This window comes from Streptomyces sp. NPDC006544 (genome assembly GCF_040611715.1).
Lineage (GTDB): Bacteria > Actinomycetota > Actinomycetes > Streptomycetales > Streptomycetaceae > Streptomyces.
Map to the genome: position 1 here is coordinate 1 of NZ_JBEXOV010000191.1, position 4,623 is coordinate 4,623.

Consider the following 4,623-nt stretch of genomic DNA (forward strand, 5'->3'; position numbering starts at 1 on the left):
CGTCACCATCACCGCCCCGCCGTCCGAGCGGCCCAAGCGCAGCGCCTCCTCCCGCGGCCGCCGCAGCCCCGCCTCGGCCGCCCGGCGCGTGAACGTGCGCCAGTCCGGCCTCAACACGGCGGCCTAGGCCGCCTCGCCAGGCGCCGCGGACCCCGGCAAGATCCGGAAGAGACGGCCCGGTGCCGTCACGCGGCAAAAGACCGATCTCCGCAGGAGGCACGTGGTGACGCCGATTCAGACGCAGCCCCGCCCGGCGCGTGCCCACCCTGCGGACCGGACGGTCGTCGACGTCATGGCCGCGGCCGGACCGCAGGTCTGTGACGACATGACCGTCGAGGTCGCCCTGGCCGTCATGGCCAGTGCCCGTGCCGGGCACCTCCTCGTCTGCGACGAGGACGGCCTGTGCACGGGACTGGTCACCCCGGCCCAGCTCGCGGCCGTCCGCGAGGGCTCCGCGTACACGGACCGGGTCCGGCTGCGCGAAGTCCCGGGCGACCGCGGTCCGGTCGCCCCGTCGGCGACGACGATGGCGGAGGCCGAGCACGCCATGCGCTACCGCGGGCTCGACGCCCTGCCCGTCGTCGACGAACAAGGCAGCGCCCTGGGCGTCCTCGCCCTCGCCCGCTAAGTCGCCTCACCGCGACACAACCATCCCGCACTTCTTCCAGTGAGGCATCATGCGCGTTGTCATCGCCCGTTTCCCGTTCGACCTGACCAAGAGCGGCGTCCTGGAATCGATGAAGGGCATCAAGCCCGAGCAGGTCATCGGCGAGTCCGTGATCATCGGCCGCCGTACCTACCCCGTCAAGCAGGTCGGGCAGGTCATCACCCGCCAGGACCGCCGCGACTTCAGCATCGGCGAAGTCCTCCGTGCCATGACCCAGCTCGGCTTCACCTGTCGCGGCCTGCCCCGGGCCGCCGTGCCCACGCGCGTTCTCAGCCCGCTCCAGCAGGCTTCCGCGATGCTCGGTGTCCCGGTGGCCGTCTGACAGACAGGGGCGGCGCGAGCCGACACCCGAACAGCGAAGGGGGCCCGACCGGTGCGCACCGGTCGGGCCCCCTTCGCGTGGTGTGGTTCTTGGAGCCGCATCCGAATCGTGAGGTTCCCCCGCTGTGCGGGAGACCAGGTCCGGGGCGAGGGTGGCGTCGGGGTCGCGGCGGGTGGAAGCCCTCGCCCGTCAGGCGTGGGCTGGTGCCGGCCAGGCGCGCCTCGCGGATGAGGCGTTCACCCGCTTGCGGCCGACGCGGACGCCCTCGTGTTTGAGGACGGCGTGCTCGCGGGGTGAGCTCTAGCTCCCGCCGGAGTCGGCATGGACCTGCCGGATCTGCCCGGTCAGCTGGGCGTCCTGGCGGCGTCGCTCGCACGGCTCGCTCCCCGCTTGACGCCAGCGGTAGTAGGTGGAGGAGGGGATGTGCAGCTCCCGCAGTACGGGCTCGACCCCCAGGTGAGCGTGCTCGGTGAGGAGCGCGGTCACCTGGGGATTACGGGGTGCGTGAAGGCAACGATCAGCGACGCCGTATTCTGCTGACGGCTAGACAGGCGCTGGTGATGCGCCGTAGCCGTCCGTCGCGCGTCGGCGATCGGTTTCGCCTCAGGAGGCCGAACAACGTTCAGGAGGTTGACCGGTGATCACTGTGCCTGCAATCGCGGGAGTGGCCCTGATCGAGCTGGGCATGGCCCTGACCCCGGGGCCCAACATGATCCACCTCGCCTCGCGCGCGATCACCCAAGGACGCAGGGCGGGCCTGGTGAGCCTCGGTGGGACCGCCGTGGGATTCGTGTGCTATCTGCTGGCCGCAGCCGCGGGCCTGTCGGCGTTGTTCGCCGCCGTGCCGCTGGCGTTCCTGGTGGTCAAGCTTGCCGGCGCCGCCTACCTGGCCTACCTCGCGTGGGGCATGCTCAAGCCCGGGGGCCGCTCGCCCTTCGACCCGGCCCCGGACCTGGCTCCGGTTTCCGACGCCCGCCTGTTCTCGATGGGCCTGCTGACGAACCTGCTCAACCCCAAGATCGCTCTGATGTATGCCGCCCTACTGCCCCAGTTCCTGGACCCACAGGCAGGACCCGCCTGGGGGCAACTGCTCCAGCTCGGCGGGGTGCAGATCATCGTGGGGGTCTCCGTTAACGCTCTGATCATGCTGGGCGCAGCACGGGTCTCCGGGTTTCTCACCGCCCGGCCCCGTGCCATGACTGCGCAGCGGCTCACCGCCGGCGGCCTCCTCGGCGCGTTCGCGCTGCGCACCGCGCTCTCCCGTACTCCTGTCTCCACCTGAAACCGGCACCGGTCACGTGACGCCAGGTCAGGGCTGACGGCAGTGGACCCGATCGGGTCAAAGGGGCGCGAGAGCGCTGTCATCGGCCGCAGAGGAAGAGGGCCTTGGGAGAGATCCGCCCGTGCGAGAAGCCGAGGCGGCTCGAGGGCCTTTCCTGAGCGATTGTGAACGGGGTGCACGGAGATGCCGCGGCTTTGCCGGCGTTCTCGTCGGTCATTCGCACGATGGCGACTTTCGCGGTCGAGGACGAGGAGGCGCGCGGGCAGACGGGTGCGCTGCCGGATGGCCGAGATCATCGGTCCGGGCTTGAGTCAGACGGCCTGCTGACCGTAGGTGTCGACGGTGCCGCAATTCGCCGACAGCGTCCCGGACGTACGGGGCCACTGTCGTCTCCGGGCCAGGGTCTCGCTCTCGCGGCCGTCACCCGGTCCTGGTTACCCCGGTGGAGCGGGTGGGCTGACGGGTGAAGCGTGCAGGTCAGTGCCGGCCGGGGCTGGGCGTCAGTGCCGGCAGGAGTGCGGCGAGGACCGTTTCCATGTATGCCTCGGGCACGGGTCGAGTACGGAGCAGCCAGGTGTGGTAGATCGGCCCGTAGATGATTTCGACGGCCATTTCGAGGTCCAGGTCGTCGCGGATCTGTCCGGCGTCGCGGGCTTTGGCGAGGCGGGCGACGCAGGCGTCGATGGAGACTCGCAGGATGCGGGTGACCCCGTCCGCCGCGGCCTCATCGGATTGGGCGGCGGCGATCAGCCCACGCCAGATCGTGCCGAAGTCCGTCTTGAAGAGCCGCATGACGCTTGAAGTCTGGGCGGCCAGGTCCGCGTAGATGTCACCGGTGTCGGGATAGCCGGCGGCGGCATCGCGAGCGTTCTCGACGGCCTCGATGAGGATGGCGGCTTTCGAAGGCCACCATCGATAGATGGTCGTCTTACCGACACCCGCCCGGGCGGCGATGCCCTCGATCGTGACCGCGGCGAAACCCTGTTCGGCGCAGAGGTCGAAAGCGGCTTCGACGATGGCCTGACGGGCCTCTTCGCTACGGATCGCGGGACTCACGAACCGACCCTACCCAACACCAGGTCATCTGTTGACAGCGCCCCGCTACAGACCCACACTGATCACGCAACGATCCGTTTCGTATCGAATGATGCATGACGAGGGCGTCCCGGTACCCGGACCTCGGGGCACCGGAAGACGCCCAGTGGAACTGACACCGCACATCCCGCGCCCTACGGGAGGAGTGGATCCAGACACGGCAAGTGGTTGGGGGCCGAGCCGCAGTTGCTCGACCGACGCCGGCCACCACTCGTGCATCCGGTCCAGCCCCTTCACGGTGGGCGCCGAATCAATACGCGAACACACGAACCGGTCATGGTCGGTTCCCACGAGGAGGACTCATGAACACCACCCGCGCGGCGCTCGTCCTGGCCTCCCTCGCACTGGCTCCGGCCTTCCTTCTCGCCACCCCGGCCACCGCAGCTCCGTCTGCCGCGTCCGCCCCGGCTGTGACGGTGGTCGGTTCCGACACCGACAACGCCGTCGCGATCCTGCGGATCCTGGCCGATCCTGCGTCTGGCAGAGCGGTCAAGCGTGAAGCCAACAAGGCCCTCAGCGGCACCCCGGCAGACCGGACCGCGTTCCTCGAGAACGGTCTGCGGCTCGCCCAGGCCGAGGATGATCGTGTCGCCGTCGCCCGGATCCTGGCCCGACCCGGCATCAGCGACGCCCTGCGAGCCGCAGCCAACGAGGCCCTCAGCGGCACCCCGGAGGAACTGCGCTACTTCATCACGGTCGGCCAGTACGAGGTCTGACCGGCCTTCGCCCGGCCCCGGGGCTGCGGACACCAACGGCACTGCCGCCCCAGGGCCACGTTGATGCAGACGCCGCGCACGTCCGCCCGTCCGCCCGCTTCTCCATCTCGACTGCGGTCGCCGCCGACTCGGCCCCTCAACGCCGACGGCACCGTCAAGAGGAGGGTCGGACGTAACGGAGCGTAGCGTTGCAGGACGGCAGGATCTGCGTTCCTGTCCGCACAACGCAGCGAGCAAGACAGGTGATCAGCATCCGTGTCGCCTGCGGGTAGGAGGCCTCCTGCCCCAGCAGCCGGGCCCGGTGCCCATCAGCAGCCGCCGCTGCCGCTCGTCCAGATGTGGAGACAACACCCGGCACCTCGCGAAGAGTTGGCCACGGATCTCGTCCTGGATGCGCATACCGCACCAGCGAGTCCCAGACCGGGAAGCGACACCTCGACGATCTGCTAGTGTTCTGAGTCGGGAATTCTGTTCAGATAGCTGGCGAGGCGTTCGAGGATCTCGTCTGCGGTCTTGGTCCAGATGTAGGGCTTGGGGTCGG

General features: G+C 69.5%; 6 protein-coding genes. 4 read left to right on the plus strand and 2 right to left on the minus strand.

Annotated elements, in window-relative coordinates; all coding sequences use genetic code 11:
• Positions 1 to 223: 223 nt before the first annotated feature.
• Entirely contained in the window at positions 224 to 628 is a 405-nt protein-coding gene (locus ABZY44_RS37280) for a CBS domain-containing protein (protein WP_356661933.1), read from the plus strand.
• A 49-nt stretch (positions 629 to 677) separates the two neighbouring features.
• Entirely contained in the window at positions 678 to 989 is a 312-nt protein-coding gene (locus ABZY44_RS37285) for an SCO5918 family protein (protein WP_356661935.1), read from the plus strand.
• A 300-nt stretch (positions 990 to 1,289) separates the two neighbouring features.
• Here ABZY44_RS37285 and ABZY44_RS37290 read toward each other — a convergent pair whose 3' ends face one another.
• Positions 1,290 to 1,475, minus strand: coding sequence for a hypothetical protein (locus ABZY44_RS37290; RefSeq protein ID WP_356661937.1), 186 nt, complete (start codon positions 1,473 to 1,475; stop codon positions 1,290 to 1,292).
• A gap of 151 nt (positions 1,476 to 1,626) precedes the next feature.
• Here ABZY44_RS37290 and ABZY44_RS37295 point away from each other — a divergent pair, with 151 nt between their 5' ends.
• A complete protein-coding gene (locus tag ABZY44_RS37295) occupies positions 1,627 to 2,271 on the plus strand; it encodes a LysE family translocator (protein WP_356661939.1) in 645 nt (214 codons plus the stop codon).
• A 477-nt stretch (positions 2,272 to 2,748) separates the two neighbouring features.
• On the opposite strand, the gene ABZY44_RS37300 is transcribed toward ABZY44_RS37295, so the two are convergent.
• Positions 2,749 to 3,327 carry a TetR/AcrR family transcriptional regulator gene (locus ABZY44_RS37300; RefSeq protein WP_356661941.1) on the minus strand — a complete coding sequence of 193 codons (579 nt, stop codon included), beginning with the start codon at positions 3,325 to 3,327 and terminating at the stop codon, positions 2,749 to 2,751.
• A gap of 341 nt (positions 3,328 to 3,668) precedes the next feature.
• Between ABZY44_RS37300 and ABZY44_RS37305 the strand changes: the two genes are divergently transcribed.
• Entirely contained in the window at positions 3,669 to 4,082 is a 414-nt protein-coding gene (locus ABZY44_RS37305) for an ALF repeat-containing protein (RefSeq protein ID WP_356661943.1), read from the plus strand.
• Positions 4,083 to 4,623: the final 541 nt, after the last annotated feature.